The organism is Curtobacterium phyllosphaerae, from assembly GCF_049341865.1.
Lineage (GTDB): Bacteria > Actinomycetota > Actinomycetes > Actinomycetales > Microbacteriaceae > Curtobacterium > Curtobacterium phyllosphaerae.
In genome coordinates this window covers 604,587-619,721 of record NZ_JBMPIU010000001.1, presented here as the reverse complement: position 1 = coordinate 619,721, position 15,135 = coordinate 604,587, and the positions used below count along the sequence as shown (strand labels likewise).

The following is a 15,135-nucleotide window of genomic DNA, read 5'->3' as shown; positions in this document are numbered from 1 at the left end:
GTCTCCTCGTCGGCCCCGTCGTGCAGTCAGCGCGTCGGTGCACCGTGCCGACCCAGCACGAGGAGAACCATGTTCCTGACCTACCTCAGGCGCGAGCTCACGAACCGGAAGAAGCAGTCCGTCATCATCGCCGTCGGCATGGGGCTCGCCATCGCGCTCGTCGTCATCGTGTCGTCGATCTCCGGCGGGGTGAAGGCCGCGCAGACGAGCGTGCTGCAGTCCGTCTACGGCGTCGGCACGGACATCACCGTGACGAAGACCGCGTCGCCGACGAGCGGGGGCGCGCCGCGTTTCGACTTCGGCGGTGGCGCCGACGGCTCTGGCTCTGGCTCTGGCTCGACGACCCTGTCGCAGTCCCGGCTCGCCGTCGCCCGGGGCGCGTCCACGCTGTCGTCGTCCGCAGTCGCGACGGTCCGCGCGACCTCGGGCGTGTCCGCGGCGACCGGGGTGCTCACCCTGTCGAACAGCACGTTCTCCGGAACGGTCCAGCAGGGCTCGAGCGGCACCGGCACCAGCAGCTCCGGCAGCTCCGGGTCCGGCAGCTCCGGGTCCGGCAGCTCCGGGTCCGGCAGCTCGAGCGGCACGCAGCAGGGACCGGGTGGCGGCTTCGGCGGCGGGGACTTCAGCGTCGACGAGTTCTCGGTCACCGGCATCCCGGTCACCGGCATCCCGGTCACCGGCGACGCCGTCGGCCCGCTGACGAGCGCCGAGCTCACGAAGGGCCGGTCCTTCCGGGCCTCGGACGCCGGCAAGGACGTCGTCGTGCTCGACAAGTCCTACGCCAAGACCGAGTCGAAGACCGTCGGCGACACCATCTCGATCGGCGGGAAGGACTTCACGGTGATCGGCATCGTCGCATCGACCTCGTCCGACTCCACCACCGCGTCGAACTCCTACATCCCCCTCGACACCGCCCAGACGCTCTCCGGGGAGACCGGCAAGGTGACCTCCATCTCCGTCTCGGCGAGTTCCTCGTCCGACGTCGACACGATCAAGACCGCGCTGACGAAGAAGCTGTCCGGAGCGACCGTGTCCACCGAGGCCGACCTCGCCTCGAGCGTCTCCGGGTCCCTGTCGACGGCGTCCTCGCTCGTGTCGAACCTCGGCACGTGGCTGTCGATCCTCGTGCTCGCGGCTGCGTTCCTCATCGCGATCCTGTTCACCATCTCCGGGGTCTCCCGCCGCACCCGCGAGTTCGGGACGCTCAAGGCCATCGGCTGGTCCAACGGCCGGATCACCCGACAGGTCGCCGGGGAGTCGCTCGTCCAGGGCGTCATCGGCGGCATCGTCGGGGCGGCCGCGGGCCTCATCGGCATCCTCGTCATCAACGTGATCGCCCCGACCATCTCAGCGAGCGCATCGACCACGAACGGCGGCGGGGCCGGCCGGGCGCCGGGTGCCGCTGCGACCGCGGCGGCGGGGAGCGGGACGGGCAGCGGTGCGGGCATGCCCGCCGGCGGCTTCGGGGCCGGTCGCGCGATGGCCGCGACCACGGACGTCGTCCTGCACGCGCCCGTGACGGTCGAGATCATCCTCGCCGCGATCGGGCTCGCCCTCCTCGGCGGTCTCCTGGCCGGTGCGTTCGGCGGTTGGCGAGCGTCGCGACTCCGTCCGGCAGCGGCGCTCCGGAGCGTGGCGTGATGCGCGCCCCGGGCTCCCCCGGCACGACGACCGGCCCCGCCGACCCCGGCACGACCGACACGACCGACACGACCATGACACCGACCACGACCACGACCACGACCACGACCACGACCGGAGCAGCCATGAGCACGATCGACACCGTTCCCGCGACACCCACCCCGGGTGCGACGGACACCGCGATGTACCGACTGTCGGGCGTCACGAAAACCTACTCCCAGAAGCGCACCCGGGTCACCGCCCTCGACGACATCGACCTGGTGATCCCGACGGGGCAGTTCGTCGCCGTCCAGGGGCCGACCGGTGGCGGGAAGTCGACCCTGCTGCAGATGCTCGGCGCACTCGACCGGCCGACCTCGGGTTCGGTCGTCCTCGCGGACCACGACGTCTCGACCCTCGGCGACCGCGCGCTCACCGACATCCGGGCGACCGAGATCGGGTTCGTGTTCCAGAGCTTCAACCTCATCCCGACGCTCACCGCGCTGGAGAACGTCGAGACGGCGTTCGCGGGGTCGCTCGCGAACCGGGCGCGGCGGGAGATCCGGGATCGGTCGGTCGCCGCGCTCCGTGAGATCGGCCTCGGCGAACGCCTCGACCACCTGCCCGCCGAGCTCTCCGGCGGGCAGCAGCAGCGCGTCGCGATCGCACGGGCGCTCGTCGGCAACCCGAGCGTCCTCCTCGCCGACGAGCCGACCGGGGCGCTCGACGAGACGACCCGCGATGAGATCATGACGATCATCGAGCGGCAGTGGCGGGAACGCGGCCTGACGGTGGTCATCGTCACGCACGACTCCTGGGTCGCGGGGCGCGCCGAACGCCGGCTGTACATCGAGCAAGGCCGGATGCGCGAGCTGGCTACCCCAGTGGGTAGTCGCAGTAGGCGAACCACCGCGAGTCAGGACTCCACGGCGGCACGTTGACCGTCCCCTGGCCACCGACCGCGATGGTCACGAGCGTCTCCGGGACCGGCATCATGCGGGCGCCGCGGGCGAGGGCACCCGGGAGCAGCCGGAGCTCCACCGGACGGTCGGCCGGGTGTCCCTGCTCGCCGGGTGCGTACGACAGGTACAGCAGCGACGACCCGTCCGGCGCGAGGTGCGGGAACCAGTTGACCCGGTCGTCGATCGTCAACCGCACCGGCTCGTCGGGCAGGTCCAGCCGGAGCGCCACGAGCTGCGCGGTCCCCGGGGTGAACCGTTCCGAGTTGAACAGCAGCACGGCACCGTCGGGGCTGAACGCGCACCCGTCGTCCGCGTGTTCGTCGCGCGTCAGGAACGTCGGCTCGCCCGACCCGGGATCGACGAGCGCGACGTCCGTCGTCCAGACGCCCTCCTCGGAGCGCTCCCCGACGATCGCGGCCAACGACGACGAGTCCGGGGCGATCCCGTGGAGGTAGTACTTGCGCGCGACCGGGGCAGCGGCGGCGTCGGTCACCCGGACGGCCGGCGTGGTGTCGGTCCCGCCGGGCATCGCGACGCGGTACAGGTCGCCGTCCCGTGCCGACACCACGACGGTGTCACCCGCCGGGTCGAGCACGTGGTCGTTGTTGATCTCCGGGACACCGTCGAGGGGCACCGGCACGAGGTCGGCCTCCGAGCACACCGTCCCGGCGTCGGGGACCGCCAGCAGGAAGAGGTCGCCGTTCCCGTTGAGGACGAGTCGCCCGTCGGGGAGGACGTTCGGCGCCTCGACGAGGACGGACGCGCTCTCGAACACGACCCGGGACGCCCGTGCCTCGAGGTCGTACACGTGCACCCGGCTCGTCTGGCCGGGGCGGAGCTGTCTGCCGCGCTGGTCCGTCATGTGCTCATCCTCGTGCATCGCAGGGCTGGCGGCGCACCACACCGGCGGTGGGCTGTGGTGCGGTGCACCATCCGTGATGCGGTGCACCATCGGTGGTGCGGTCCGGGGCATCCGCCGGGCGCTCACGACGGAGGAGGCGCGGTGCGGGTCCGACCCGCACCGCGCCTCCCGTCCGGCAGCCGACCGGACCTACTTGACGGCACCCGCCGTGAGGCCCGCGACGAACTGCCGCTGCACGATGAGGAACGCGATCACGACCGGGATCGACACGACGAGGGACGCCGCCATGATCTGGTTCCAGTACACGTTCGTCTGCGTGGAGTACTGCTGCAGACCGACGGCGAGCGTCTGCCCGTTGCCGTTCGTCATGACCGACGCGAACAGGACCTCGCCCCAGGCGGTCATGAACGAGTAGATGCCGACCGCCACGAGACCCGGACGGGCCGACGGCAGGATGATCCGGAACAGGGCGCCCATCGGGCCGGAGCCGTCGACCATCGCGGCTTCGTCGAGCTCCCGCGGGATGGTCTCGAAGTAGCCCGCGAGCATCCAGATCGAGAACGGCAGCGTGAACGTCAGGTAGGTGATGATCAGGCCGAGCCAACTGCCGACGAGCTGGATGCCGAACGCGTTCCCGAGGTTCGTGAAGATGAGGAACAGCGGGAGCAGGAACAGCACGCCCGGGAACATCTGCGTCGAGAGGACCGCGGTCGTGAACGCGCTCTTGCCCTTGAAGTTCCACCGCGACACGGCGTAGGCGGCGAACGTGGCGATGATGAGCGAGAACACCGTCGCGACCGTGCAGACCACGAGCGAGTTGATGAAGTACTGCCCGAGCGGCACCGTCGACCACATGTCGATGAACGGCTGGAAGGTGATGTGGGTGGGGATCCAGGTGAAGTCGTTCTGGACGTCGCCGAGCGGCTTGATCGCCGTGGTGACCATCACGTAGAGCGGCACGACCGTGAACGCGGTCAGGAGCACCAGCACGATGATCTTGAAGGACTTGGCACCGACTGTTTCACGCACGGACGGACCTCCGGTTGGTCACGGCGAGGTAGATGCCGGTGACGACGAGCAGGAAGAGGAGGAGCAGGACGCTCATCGCCGCACCGGACCCGAAGTTCCAGGTGATGAACGACGCGTTGTAGATGTGGAAGCTGAGCAGGTCGGCCGCCGGGGGCTGTGCGGTCGAGCCGAACAGCACGTAGGGGGTGTTGAAGTCGTTGAAGGTCCAGAGGAACATCACGAGCACGAGCGTCACGTTGACCGGACGCACCATCGGCAGCGTGATCGAGCGCCACTGGCGGAACGGCTTGGCACCGTCCACCGATGCGGCCTCGTACACGTCGGCCGGCACCGACTGGAGCCCCGCCATGAGCATGAGGAAGGCGAAGGGCCAGGTCTTCCAGATCGCCACGATGACGACGGCCACGAAGGCGTTGTTGCCGATGAGCCAGAACGGTCCGGCGCCACTCGCGAGGTGGAGCTGGTCCACGAGGATGTGGTTGATCGCGCCGGAGTCGCGCTGGAACATGAACTTCCACGTGATCACACCGGCGTACATCGGCAGCGCGTAGGGCACGAGGAACAGCGTGCGGAACAACCCACGGCCCTTGAACGGCTTCTGCAGTGCGACCGCGGCCATCATCCCGAAGCCCCAGGAGAGAGCGACGACGACGACCGTGAAGGCGCAGGTGATGAGGAACGAGTTGAGCAGGCCCTTGCCGATCGCCTGGTTGAAGTCGACCGCCACCGAGTAGTTGCGGAGGCCCGCGAACGGCGCCGCGCCCCAGTTCGCGATGAAGTACTTGGTGAGCTGGATGAACGAGATCCAGATGCCGGTGAGCATCGGCACGATGTGGATCAGCAGCTCGAAGAGGATCGCGGGGCCGACGAGCGCGTACGGCAGCCACTGGACGTGACGCTTCCCCCGGGGCACAGGATGCGACGGCGTCGGAGCCTTCGTGTGCAGCAGGTCTGTCGCCTCGGATTCAGGCAGGACCGTCGTGGACATGGGCAGGGCCTTTCGGCTGAGGGAGTTCGGGATCGAGGGGGTGGAGGCCCGGGGCGTCGCGTGGACGCCCCGGGCCTCCGGTGGTGGGACTGGATCAGCCGTTCGCCTGGGACACCTGGTCCTGGGCGGTCTGCAGCGCGGCCTTGATGTCGCTGTCGGACACCGTGCCACCGGTCGCGATCTTGGCGAACATGTCGTTCATCGCCTTGCCGACCGTCGACTCGAACTGGTCCTCGGCGGGCACCAGCGGGAGCGGCTTCGCCTTGTTGTTGTAGATGTCGAGGAACGTCTTGGTCTGCGCGTCGGTGACCGAGTCAGCAGCCGAGGCGAGCACCGGCAGTGCGGAGTACGGCTTGTCGAGCGTCGCCTGCGTGCTCGCGCTCGTCATGTACTTGACGAACTTGAGCGCACCGTCCTCGTTCTTCGTGTTCTTGAAGATCGAGAGGTTGATGCCGGCCGGGAAGCTCGCGATGTCCTTGCCGCCCTGCGGAGCCGGGAAGGGGACCACGCCGAAGTCGTCGGTCGACATGCCGTTCGAGGTGATGGTCGCGTTCGCGTTGTTCTGCGTCAGCATCATCGCGGCCTTCTTGTTCGCGAAGTCCGAGACCGCCTGCGTGCCGTTGTCGTACTGGGCGTTCGACGGGTTGACGACCTTGTCGGTCTGCATGAGGTCGAGGTAGCGCTTGACGCCCTCGACGTTCGCGTCCGAGGTGAAGGTCGGCTTGCCGCTCTTGCTGAACCACTCGCCGCCGTTCTGCGCCGAGTTGATGAACGCGAAGTGCGCGTTCTCGGTGTAGGAACCGCCGGCGATGGTGAAGCCGTACTTGCCGCCCGTGGTGAGCTTCTCGGCGTCGCTGGTCAGCTGCTCCCAGGTCGTCGGCGGGGTGAGGCCGGCGTCGGAGAACATCGCCTTGTTGTAGTACAGGCCGTAGGCCAGGCCGTAGAGCGGGACGCTCGTGACGGTCTTGCCGGGGGCGCCACCGGTGGAGAGCGCGACCTTGCCGAACTTGTCGGCGCCGCCGATCGCCTTCATCTGCGAGGAACCGAACTCCTGGAAGGCGCCGGTCGCCTGGAGCGAGGTCGCCCAGGTGTTGCCGATGTTGACGACGTCCGGACCCTGACCCGAGGTGACCGCGGTCTGGATCTTGGTCTGGAGGTCGTTCCAACCGATGACCTGCAGGTTGACCTTGATCCCGGTCTGCTTCGTGAACTTCTCGAGGACCGGGGTCAGCACCTCCTTGTCGTTCTGGAGGCTGGTCCCCTGGTTGCTGGCCCAGTAGGTGAGGGACTTCGTGTCGCCGGACGAGCCCGACGATCCCGAGGAGCAGGCCGCGAGGCCGGTGACCGCGAGGGCCGCCGTGGCCACGACGGCCAGAGCGCGGAACTTGGTGCGCATGAGACGTTCTACTTTCTCGTCGTTGAGAGGGGGAAGGTGGTGCTGCTGTGTGAGTGGAGCTGCGGTGTCGGCGCTAGAGCGTCGACTCCGCGGGGTCCCATCCCTCGGGGAGGGTCGGGGAGGGCGCGACGGTGCTCTGGACAGGCACCGCCTCGCCACGTTCGGCGGCCTCGGTGATCGAGACCATGACGTCGAGCACGTGGAAGGCGAGTTCGCCGGGCACGCGCTCGGGGACGTCCGCGCGGATGGCACGGGCGAGTTCGACGACGCCGGTGCCGCGAGTGTACGTCGATCCGACCGCGTCGACGGACTCGCCGTCGGGCGTGGTCGCCGAGTACAGGGTGCTCGCACCGTCGAAGTTGTTCGGGTCGGGGAGCACGAGCGTGCCCGTCTCCCCGGCGATCTCGACGAAGCCGGCACGCGGGAGCTGCGACTCGAACGAGAACACGGTCTGGGCGCTGCCGCCGTCCTCGAACTCGATGAGTGCCGAGTAGTGCGTCGGGACCTCGACCGGGAACTCGGTCCCGGCCTTCGGACCGGAGCCGATCGTCCGCACGGCGTGGGCCTTCGACGCGGTCGCGCTGACGCGGGACACGGCGCCGAACGTCTGGACGAGGGTCGTCAGGTAGTACGGGCCGATGTCGAACAGCGGGCCGCCGCCGACCGCGAACAGGAACTCCGGGCTCGGGTGCCACGACTCGGGACCGGGGCTCTGCAGCATCGCGAGCGCGTTCAACGGGGTGCCGATGGCGCCGTCCCGGATCGTGCGGAACGCGGTCTGGAGTCCCGCGCCGAGGAACGTGTCGGGGGCGACGCAGACGCGCACACCGGCGTCGTGCGCGGCGGCGAGGAGCTCCTGCCCGGAAGCCCGGTCGAGTGCGTAGGGCTTCTCGCCCCAGACGTGCTTGCCGGCCCGGACCGCGTCGAGCGCGACCGGGACGTGCGCGGCGGGGATCGTCAGGTTGATCACGATCTCGACGTCGTCGGAGGCGAGCAGGTCGGCGACCGAGCCGGAACCCGGGACGCCCCACTTCTCGGCCTGGGCGGCCGCCCGGGGCTCGTCGATGTCCGCGATGAACAGGACGCGAAGGTCCGGGAACACCGTCAGGTTCGACAGGTACTGGTCGGAGATGACGCCTGCGCCGATGAGGCCGACGCCGACGGGACCGGTGCCGGTCATGCGTGCACCGTGTTCAGGAAGGCGTAGGAGTCGGCCACGGCCTGGAACACGTCGCCGTCGTGGTCGTCGAGCTCGACGACGCGGAGGGCGTTCGGCGCCGCCGCGAGGATCGCCGCGATGGGCATCGAGCCGGCACCGACAGCGGTCTGCTCGGTGTCGTCCATCGTCTTCGGTCCGTCCTTGACGTGCAGGAACTGGACGCGGTCTCCGAGGACCTCGAGGAACGGCGCGGCGGGGACGCCCCCGACCTCGGACCAGTAGGTGTCGAGCTCGAGCACGACGTCGTCGTGGAGCGCGTCGGCGAAGACCTGGAGGGCCGGGACGCCGTCGATGCGGTTCGAGAGCTCGAAGGCGTGGTTGTGGTAGCCCACCGCGAGACCGTGGTCCGCGGCGCGCTCGGCGACCCGGCTCAGTTCGTGTGCGATCGCCTCGACGTCGTCGCGGGTGGTCCACCGCGCCTCGTCGATGTGCGGGTCGATCACCGTGTCGACGCCGAGCTTCGTCGACGCGGCGAAGATCGACTCGACGTCCTCGCCGAGCAGCCGTGCGTGGGCGCTCGGCGCGATGAGTCCGGCGTCCTGCAGCGCGGTGACGTAGTCGTCGGCCCGGTCGGTGTACCCGAAGAGCTCGACCTGCATGAAGCCGATGTCGGCCAGACGCTGGAGCGTCCCGGGCAGGTCGGTCGCGATGGCGTCGCGGACGGTGTACAGCTGGACCGAGAGTGGTGATACCACGGTTCTCCTCATCGAGTGGGACGTGCAGCCGGTTCCGGCGGCCCCCCGAACGGGGCGACCACCGTCGGCCGATGGTCACACTATGACCACTTCTGCCGATCGTCAAGCAGAAGATCGAGACCTTTCGACGGACTTCGTTGCTTCGAGTGACGGATGTGTGGTTCACTCCGAGCATGGTCGACTTGACTCGTGCGGCAGCGCCGCCCACGGTCGGGGCGAGCGAGCTCTTCCAGATCCTCCGAGACGGCATCCCACGGACGCGTGCCGAACTCGCGACGACGACGGGCCTCTCCCGCTCCACCGTCACCGTGCGCCTCGATGCGCTCCTCGAACTCGGACTCGTCGGTCCCGTCGAGACCGCCGCGTCCACAGGCGGACGCCCGCCGGCGCAGGTCGCCCTCCGCCCGACGGCCAGGATCGTGGTCGCCGCCGACATCGGCGCGTCGCACGGTCGTGTGGCCATCACGGACCTCACCGGGACCCGGCTCGCGACCGCGGAGGCGAAGATCGAGATCGCGTCGGGCCCGGTGCCGATCCTCGAGTGGCTCGTCGCGCGCGTCGACGACCTGCTCGACGACATCGGTCGCGAGCGCGAGGACGTCGTCGCGATCGGCATCGGCCTCCCCGGGCCCGTCGAGTTCTCCACCGGACGGCCCGCGAACCCGCCGATCATGCGCGGCTGGGACGGCTTCGACGTCCCCGGCTGGATCCGGCAGCACATCGACGCCCACGTCCTCGTCGACAACGACGTCAACATCGCGGCGCTCGGTGAGCGGGAGCACGCCTGGCAGCACGTCGACCACCTGCTCTTCGTCAAGGTCGCGACCGGGATCGGGTCCGGGATCGTCTCCGAGGGCCGACTCCAGCGCGGAGCACAGGGCACGGCGGGCGACATCGGCCACGTGCGGGTGTCCCGTGCCGGGGACGTTCCCTGCCACTGCGGGAACACCGGGTGCCTCGAGGCCGTCGCCTCCGGTCCGGCGATCGCCCGGTCCCTCCGCGCCCGGGGCCACGACGTCCACACGAGCGAGGACATCCTCGACCTCGTCGCGCGCTCCGACATCGACGCGATCGGCGCCGTCCGCCAGGCGGGCCGCGACATCGGCGAGGTCCTCGCGACCTGCATCTCGCTCGTCAACCCGGCGGTGATCGCCCTCGGCGGCTCGATGGCGCAGGTCGGCGAGCACCTCCTGGCCGGGGTCCGCGAGGTCGTGTACTCGCGGTCGATGCCCCTCGCGACCGAGCACCTCGTCATCGCGCAGTCCCGCGCCGGGTCCGCCGCCGCACTGCACGGGGCCTCCGTCCTGGCCATCGACTACGCACTCTCCCCCGCCGGGATCGACGGGATGGTCGCGGAGTCCGAGGATCGTCGGCTCGTCGTCTCCTGATGTCGTCCGACTGGGGGAGAATCGTCCGGTGACCATCGTCCAGCCGACCCTCTCGCTCTGGGGAGACGACTCCCCCGGGTGGGACGACGACGGCTCCGGACACCGACCGGCGACCACCGGACGGGAGGCACGGGGCGGCACCGCCACGGCCCTCCAGACCGATGGCGGTCACGCTGGTGCGCGCCGGGCCGGCGCCGACGCGTTCGTCGCGCTGCGCGCGCACACCGCGCGCATCCTCGCCCGGAGCGAGGACCGCGTCGCCTGGCTGCGTGCCCGCGCGATGGGGATCACCGCCACCGACGTCGCGAGGCTCGCCTCCCTGCGAGCGGTCGAGTCCGTCGTCGCCGAGAAGCGCTACGGATCGCGGTTCACCGGGAACGTGTACACCGAGCACGGCAGGGACCGCGAGCCGGTGATCGCCGCCTGGGTTGCCGCGACGCACGGCATCGAACCCTCCGACGCACTGTTCCACGCGTCCACGAACCGTGCGCACCTCGCGACGCCGGACGGGGTCGGCCACGACGCAGCTGGACGCCTGGTGCTCGCCGAGATCAAGACGACCGGGTCGACGTGGCGCCAGGTCCCACGGCACTACCTGCGGCAGATGTGGTGGCAGCAGTACGTCCTCGGCGCCGAGCGGACCCTGTTCGTGTGGGAGCGGCACGACGGTTTTGTCCCGGTGGCCGACGAGCCGGAGTGCCGCTGGATCGAGCGGGACGACGCCCAGATCCGTGGGCTCATCGTGCTCGCCGACATGGTGCTCGACCGGCTCCGCGGGTTCCGCACCGACTCCCGGTAGCGCCCCCGGCGGTCCCCTCGACAGCGCCCCGGAGCTGCAGCTCTTCGCGGCAGCGCCTCGCGGCAGCGCCCAGCGGCTAGACCCGGATGAGCCGGAGCCGACTGATCCAGATCACGACGACGCTCAGCAGGGCGAAGAACGCCGCGATCCCGATGCAGTAGAGCGCGACGACCCCGTACCCCTGGGACGGGGAGAGGAACGGGTACGGCACCCAGCCGTCGGTCGCCCCGCGGACGAGGACGACGACCGTCCACACGACCGGGTAGACCAGGAACACCCAGATGCGCGACATCGCCAGGCGGCCCCGGTCCGAGAACAGCAGCCAGTCGACGATCATGTAGACCGGACCGATCTTGTGCAGGACGTCGTTCGACCACTGCAGGTCGAAGGCGATGTCCGTGGACCCGCCGACGAGCAGGGTGTTGTACACGAGCCCCGTCACGCCCATGTAGACCGTCGCGGCAGCGCGGAGCTGGACGGTCCAGTCGGTCCCGGACCGTCGCCGTCGTCGGATGCCGACGACGACCGCGACGAGCAGGGCGACGAACGCGATGATGTTCGACTGGATCGTGAAGTACCCGAAGAAGTTCCACACGACGAACGTGCCCGCCGTGAGCACCGAACGGAGCTGCGCGGCGATCGCGACCATGATCGCGATGGCCATGGCGAGGCGGAGGACGTTCACGAGTGTTCGCACGGGCCAACGATATCGGCCGCCAACCGGGCGGTGTGCGACCCGGACGCGGCGCGGCCCGGACGCGGAACGGCCCGCCCCACCGGAGTGGGACGGGCCGTTCATGCTGTGCGGTCGACTAGCCGATGGCGTTGACGTCGAGCGGGATGCCCGGGCCGAAGGTCGTCGAGACGGCGCCCTTCATGACGTAGCGACCCTTCGAGGCGCTCGGCTTCAGGCGGACGATCTCGTCGAGTGCCGCCGCGATGTTCTCGTCGAGCTGCTCCTCGGTGAACGAGGCCTTGCCGACGACGAAGTGCACGTTCGAGTGCTTGTCGACCCGGAACTCGATCTTGCCGCCCTTGATGTCGTTCACGGCCTGGCCGACGTTCGGGGTCACGGTGCCGGTCTTGGGGTTCGGCATGAGACCACGCGGGCCGAGGACCTTGCCGAGACGGCCGACCTTGCCCATAAGTTCCGGGGTCGAGACGGCGGAGTCGAACGAGGTGTAGCCCGCGGCCACCTTCTCGATGAGCTCGTCGCCACCGACCTCGTCGGCGCCGGCGGCGATCGCGGCCTCGGCGGCCGGGCCCGTCGCGAACACGATGACACGGGCGGTCTTGCCCGTCCCGTGGGGCAGGATGACCGTGCCGCGGACCATCTGGTCCGCCTTGCGCGGGTCGACGCCGAGCTTCAGTGCGACCTCGATCGTGGAGTCGAACTTGGCCGAGCCGGTCTCACGAGCGAGGTTCACGGCCTCGGTCGGGGTGTAGTACGTGTCGGCCGCGATCTTCGCGGCCGCGGCCTGGTAGGCCTTGGACTTCTTCGCCATGGTGTCTCCTCAACGAGAATGTGGTTGGCGAGCCGGCGAGGCTCTCCCACACAGAAATGGAAGGGGTACGGGGCCTAGGCCTCGACGGTGATGCCCATGGAGCGGGCAGTCCCGGCGATGATCTTCGCCGCGGCGTCGATGTCGTTGGCGTTGAGGTCGGCCTGCTTGGTCTCGGCGATCTCGCGGACCTGGTCCATCGTGATCTTCGCGACCTTCACCGTGTGCGGCGTCCCGGAGCCCTTCTGGACCCCCGCTGCCTTCTTGATGAGCTGTGCCGCCGGCGGCGTCTTCAGGATGAACGTGAACGAACGGTCCTCGTAGACGGTGATCTCCACCGGGATGACGTTGCCGCGCTGCGACTCGGTCGCCGCGTTGTACGCCTTGCAGAACTCCATGATGTTCACGCCCTTCTGACCGAGCGCGGGGCCGATCGGGGGGGCGGGGTTCGCGGCGCCGGCCTGGATCTGCAGCTTGATCAGACCCGTGACCTTCTTCTTCGCTGCCATGACTCTTCCTTCTTTCGATGACGAACGCACGGGGCTCCGTGCACTCTCCCGCCTGCCCGGAGGACCGGACCGCGGTGGGCGCATCCATCACTCGAGGCGATGGACGCAAACCTGGCTAGCCTACTACAGCTTGGTGACCTGGTCGAAGCTCAGCTCGACCGGCGTCTCGCGCTCGAACAGCGAGACGAGGACCGTGAGCTTGCCGCTCTCCGGCTTGATCTCCGAGATGGACCCCGGGAGACCCGCGAACGAGCCTTCCTTGATGGTGATCGTCTCGCCGATCTCGAAGTCGACCTCGGCCGGCGTGGAGCGCTGCGCGGTCGCGCCGCCCTTCGCCTCGCCCTTGACCGGTGCCGGCTCGGCGACCTGGACGAGGGACTTGAGCATGCCGAACGCCTCGTCGAAGCGCAGCGGCGTCGGGTTGTGCGCGTTGCCGACGAAGCCGGTGACGCCCGGGGTGTGCCGGACGACGGACCAGCTGTCCTCGTCGAGGTCCATGCGGACGAGCACGTAGCCCGGGATCCGGACACGCGTCACGAGCTTGCGCTGGCCGTTCTTGATCTCGACGACGTCCTCCATCGGGACCTCGACCTGGTAGATGAAGTCCTCCATGGTCATCGACACCATGCGGTTCTCGATGTTGGACTTCACGCGGCGTTCGAAGCCCGCGTAGGAGTGGATGACGTACCACTTGCCCGGCTTCATGCGGAGCTCGGCCTTGAACGCCGCGTACGGGTCGGCCTCGGTGTCGTCGGCGCCCTCGACCGTCTCGACGACGACCTGGTCGTCGGCGAGGACCGTCTCGTCCTCGGCGGCGATCGCCCCGGCGGGGGTGTCGTCGACCGGCTCGCCGACGGCGTCGTAGGCGACGGCGCCGTCGTCGGTCTGGACCGCTCCGACGGCGTCGGGCTCGTCGATCGCGTCGCCGTCGTCGTCGAGCACCTCGGCGGAGGACAGCTCGGCGGATGCGCCGAGCGCGTCAGCGGACTCCTCTGCGGCGAGGTCCTCGTTCATGCGGGCTGCGTCGTCGGACTCGGCCTCGAGCTCGGACTCTTCTTCGTCCTCGACGGCCTCGACGGCGGCTTCGGCTTCGTCGGCGGTGTCGATCTCGAGTGCGTCGTCGACGACCGCGTCGGCCTCGGGGTCTGCGGACTCCTGCAGCGCGGTGAGGGTCTCGTCGAGCGAGTCGTCGATCCCGAGGGACGGGTCGTTCTCGTCCTCGATGCCCATCGCGCGCTCCTCGGCGGACTCGGCGGATCGCTCCTCGCCGGTCTCGACGTCGCCTTCCTGGTTCTCCTCGACCTCCGAGGACTGCTCGGCGGCGGTCGCGAGGTCGATGTCGTCGCGAGAGTTGTCAGACACTTGTCGGTTACTTCCGTTCGGTGTGGCGGATCAGGGTCAGGACGTCGGGCCGTTGCCGAAGACGTAGCCGACGCCGAGCCCGAACACGAAGTCCAGGACCGACACGAGCAGCATCATCACGAGGACGAAGACGAGGACGACACCGGTGTAGCTGAAGAGTTCCTTGCGGGTCGGGGTGACGACCTTCCGGATCTCACCGATGACCTGGCGGATGAACAGAGCGATGGCTGCGAACGGACCACGGCGCTTCTCGCGGTCCTGCTTCGCCTTGGCGACGACGTCGTCCGCCGTCGTCTCCACGTCTCGTCTCGCCACTTCAACCCTTTCGGCGTGCTCCCGATGCAGTGCACCGGCAACCTGCGGTCCGGCCCGCACGGGATCGTGCGGGCCGAGCTGCAGGGCGGACAGGACTCGAACCTGCAACCTGCGGTTTTGGAGACCGCTGCTCTACCAATTGAGCCACCGCCCTTCGAGGGGGTCCTGCTGGACACCCTCCGGATGGGAAGTCCGTCCCACGTCGGAATGAGCAACCCTACCGGGTGCCCGTTCCAGTTCCGATCCGAGGACCGGAACACCTGGGGGCAATCACACGGCGAACAGGCGCGCGACTCCATGGCGGACTTCGACCACCGCCGATCAGTGTACGGGAGGGCGCGCGATGGTGTCCACTTGACGGGCCGCCAGCCGTCCGGTCCAGCCGAACCGCGCCTCCCGACCGGTGCGGCGCGCCCTTCCGCGCGCGGGTGCGCGCACCCGTCTGCGTGCGGCTCCCACCCGGTGCGCGACCCACGCGCGACGCCCTGC

At 69.3% G+C, this 15,135-nt stretch carries 15 protein-coding genes and 1 tRNA gene; 4 read left to right on the top strand and 12 right to left on the bottom strand.

Features of this window, described 5'->3' with window-relative positions; genetic code table 11:
• The first annotated feature begins 69 nt into the window (after positions 1 to 69).
• Entirely contained in the window at positions 70 to 1,641 is a 1,572-nt protein-coding gene (locus ACO0E0_RS02865; protein WP_422869876.1) for an ABC transporter permease, read from the top strand.
• Positions 1,641 to 2,561 (top strand): ABC transporter ATP-binding protein, encoded by a 921-nt coding sequence (locus ACO0E0_RS02860; protein ID WP_422869950.1) that lies wholly within the window; start codon positions 1,641 to 1,643, stop codon positions 2,559 to 2,561. The genes ACO0E0_RS02865 and ACO0E0_RS02860 overlap by 1 nt, the downstream gene beginning before the upstream one ends.
• Here ACO0E0_RS02860 and ACO0E0_RS02855 read toward each other — a convergent pair.
• The 6 genes from ACO0E0_RS02855 to ACO0E0_RS02830 all read right to left on the bottom strand — a co-directional run bounded on the left by ACO0E0_RS02855 (position 2,497) and on the right by ACO0E0_RS02830 (position 8,771).
• On the bottom strand, positions 2,497 to 3,444 hold the full coding sequence (locus ACO0E0_RS02855; RefSeq protein WP_422869875.1) for a TolB family protein: 948 nt from the start codon (positions 3,442 to 3,444) through the stop codon (positions 2,497 to 2,499). The two genes, ACO0E0_RS02860 and ACO0E0_RS02855, sit on opposite strands and share 65 nt — an antisense overlap.
• Positions 3,445 to 3,633: 189 nt before the next feature.
• Complete coding sequence (locus ACO0E0_RS02850) at positions 3,634 to 4,473, bottom strand: carbohydrate ABC transporter permease (protein ID WP_422869874.1); 840 nt, start codon at positions 4,471 to 4,473, stop codon at positions 3,634 to 3,636.
• Positions 4,466 to 5,461 (bottom strand): carbohydrate ABC transporter permease, encoded by a 996-nt coding sequence (locus ACO0E0_RS02845; RefSeq protein ID WP_422869873.1) that lies wholly within the window; start codon positions 5,459 to 5,461, stop codon positions 4,466 to 4,468. The genes ACO0E0_RS02850 and ACO0E0_RS02845 overlap by 8 nt, the downstream gene beginning before the upstream one ends.
• Positions 5,462 to 5,555: 94 nt before the next feature.
• Positions 5,556 to 6,857, bottom strand: a complete 1,302-nt coding sequence (locus ACO0E0_RS02840) for an ABC transporter substrate-binding protein (RefSeq protein ID WP_422869872.1) — start codon at positions 6,855 to 6,857, stop codon at positions 5,556 to 5,558.
• A gap of 73 nt (positions 6,858 to 6,930) precedes the next feature.
• Positions 6,931 to 8,037 (bottom strand): Gfo/Idh/MocA family protein, encoded by a 1,107-nt coding sequence (locus ACO0E0_RS02835; protein ID WP_422869871.1) that lies wholly within the window; start codon positions 8,035 to 8,037, stop codon positions 6,931 to 6,933.
• Positions 8,034 to 8,771: a sugar phosphate isomerase/epimerase family protein gene (locus tag ACO0E0_RS02830; protein ID WP_422869870.1), complete on the bottom strand. Its 738-nt coding sequence runs from the start codon at positions 8,769 to 8,771 to the stop codon at positions 8,034 to 8,036. Before ACO0E0_RS02830 ends, ACO0E0_RS02835 begins: the two co-directional genes overlap by 4 nt.
• Positions 8,772 to 8,944: 173 nt before the next feature.
• Here ACO0E0_RS02830 and ACO0E0_RS02825 point away from each other — a divergent pair, with 173 nt between their 5' ends.
• Both ACO0E0_RS02825 and ACO0E0_RS02820 read left to right on the top strand, forming a co-directional pair.
• The gene (locus ACO0E0_RS02825) at positions 8,945 to 10,159 is read left to right on the top strand and encodes an ROK family transcriptional regulator (RefSeq protein ID WP_422869869.1); all 1,215 of its coding nucleotides are present in this window, start codon (positions 8,945 to 8,947) and stop codon (positions 10,157 to 10,159) included.
• Between the two features lie 211 nt (positions 10,160 to 10,370).
• Positions 10,371 to 10,958, top strand: coding sequence for a YqaJ viral recombinase family protein (locus ACO0E0_RS02820; protein ID WP_422869949.1), 588 nt, complete (start codon positions 10,371 to 10,373; stop codon positions 10,956 to 10,958).
• Between the two features lie 76 nt (positions 10,959 to 11,034).
• On the opposite strand, the gene ACO0E0_RS02815 is transcribed toward ACO0E0_RS02820, so the two are convergent.
• From ACO0E0_RS02815 to ACO0E0_RS02790, 6 genes are all read right to left on the bottom strand, one after another.
• The gene (locus ACO0E0_RS02815; protein ID WP_422869868.1) at positions 11,035 to 11,655 is read right to left on the bottom strand and encodes a Pr6Pr family membrane protein; all 621 of its coding nucleotides are present in this window, start codon (positions 11,653 to 11,655) and stop codon (positions 11,035 to 11,037) included.
• A 115-nt stretch (positions 11,656 to 11,770) separates the two neighbouring features.
• Entirely contained in the window at positions 11,771 to 12,463 is a 693-nt protein-coding gene (gene rplA / locus ACO0E0_RS02810) for a 50S ribosomal protein L1 (protein ID WP_422869867.1), read from the bottom strand.
• Between the two features lie 74 nt (positions 12,464 to 12,537).
• On the bottom strand, positions 12,538 to 12,969 hold the full coding sequence (rplK, locus tag ACO0E0_RS02805) for a 50S ribosomal protein L11 (protein WP_422869866.1): 432 nt from the start codon (positions 12,967 to 12,969) through the stop codon (positions 12,538 to 12,540).
• Positions 12,970 to 13,092: 123 nt separating this feature from the next.
• Positions 13,093 to 14,331, bottom strand: coding sequence for a transcription termination/antitermination protein NusG (nusG, locus tag ACO0E0_RS02800; protein WP_422869865.1), 1,239 nt, complete (start codon positions 14,329 to 14,331; stop codon positions 13,093 to 13,095).
• A 36-nt stretch (positions 14,332 to 14,367) separates the two neighbouring features.
• Positions 14,368 to 14,631, bottom strand: a complete 264-nt coding sequence (gene secE, locus ACO0E0_RS02795) for a preprotein translocase subunit SecE (protein ID WP_422869948.1) — start codon at positions 14,629 to 14,631, stop codon at positions 14,368 to 14,370.
• 96 nt (positions 14,632 to 14,727) lie between these two features.
• Positions 14,728 to 14,800 (bottom strand) — tRNA-Trp (locus ACO0E0_RS02790).
• Positions 14,801 to 15,135: the final 335 nt, after the last annotated feature.